Source organism: Paenisporosarcina sp. P4_D4, assembly GCF_056401835.1.
In genome coordinates this window covers 1-1,471 of record NZ_JBFUIO010000285.1, presented here as the reverse complement: position 1 = coordinate 1,471, position 1,471 = coordinate 1, and the positions used below count along the sequence as shown (strand labels likewise).

Annotated in this window: 2 protein-coding genes; both read right to left on the bottom strand. The window is 38.5% G+C overall.

What is annotated here, in order from left to right:
• Nucleotides 1–705, bottom strand: a 705-nt coding sequence (locus tag AC1DSL_RS18140; RefSeq protein WP_477533318.1) for a carbohydrate ABC transporter permease, incomplete at its 3' end; no start/stop codon positions are given.
• Between the two features lie 305 nt (nucleotides 706–1,010).
• The coding region (locus tag AC1DSL_RS18135) for an extracellular solute-binding protein (RefSeq protein ID WP_477533317.1) at nucleotides 1,011–1,471 on the bottom strand (461 nt) is incomplete at its 5' end.

Sequence of the window (1,471 nt, the reverse complement as noted above, 5' to 3'; positions counted from 1 at the left end):
AATCATGATTGTACGTATGATTGCTTTTCCTTTCAAATCCTTTTGATTAACAAGAATCGCTAGGAAGATCCCTAGAGCTACTTGGAAAGTTGTAGCAACGAAAGTCCAGACAATGGTCCAAGCAAGTACAGCAAAGAATGTTTTTCTCCAAATGTCCAATTTATAAATATCAATAAAGTTTTGGAATCCAACCCAGTCCACTAAATTTCCTGGTGGTGAATGGTACAAATCGTAATTGGTAAATGCCAAAAGTATGACAAATAATATTGGGAAAATAACAACAAAAATCAAGAGGAAGAATCCTGGTGAGATCATTAAGTAGGGAAATCCATTATTTATTAAGTTATGGTATTGCTGTCTTACCGAGTTTACCGATTCGCCTAGATCACGTTTCTTTCCGTTATGGTACGCGTCATATAAATTAAACGCATACACACATAGACCCATGATGGTGATAATTAAAGCAATGATGCCATCGATTAACAGGAATACTGAATTATCTAATCCAGCAATTTCCCCTAAAGTGACAATGCCCCAATAACCTACTCCTAAAAACTCAGAAAAAACGATGGCAAACGATGCCGCTAAAATTAAAAAGATCATTCCTTTAATAAATTGCTTATTGTAAAACTGTCCGAATCCAGGAATTATGGAGAGCAATGTGGCATTTCTTCGATGATGAGTAGCAGTTGTTAAACCTTCCATTCGGGCTTTGGCCTCCTTTTCAGCATAGAAGAAAGTGTTGAGTATGTATCACAATCGGTAATTGTAGTTTTCAATACTTATAGTATGCTATTCGAAAAACTGAAATTAATAGGATAAATAAAAGGATAGGCAATACCCTCCGGAATGAAGGATACCGCCCATGTCTTTTCCCAGCATTTTGATACCAGCATGATATGCTACCCAAATCTCTACCATATCCACGGTAAGAAGCTATGGCAGGTGGTTGTAACCGATTAACTTTCTCAGGCATCGGAGTAGATTTTGGGAGACACACTTAGCAAGTATTATTTCGCTGGGTGATTTGTTTCAATGTTAGTTTTGATAGATTTAACAGCTTCGTCCAAAGCTGCTTGTGGTTCAGATTTACCTGTAGCCACAGTTTGAAGTGCAGAAGCCATTGGTCCCCAAACTTCGCCCATTTCTGGAATGTTTGGCATTGGCACTGCGTATTGAGATTGAACAGCTACAGCTTTAGCGCCTTCATTGTCAGCAATAATTGGATCTTCAACTAATGCTACGTTAGCAGGAATTTCTGAAACTGCTTCAAAACGAGCTTTCGAGTTTTCATCATTAGACAAGTGTTCGATAAGTTTTGTTGCCCAGTAAGGATTTTTCGTGAACTTTGTTACGTGCCATCCTTTAACACCCATGAATGTTTTAACATGCTCTCCGTTTGGAAGTGTTGGCATTGGAGCAATTCCGATGTCAACTCCTGCATCTCTCATTCCTTGGAATGCCCAAGGTC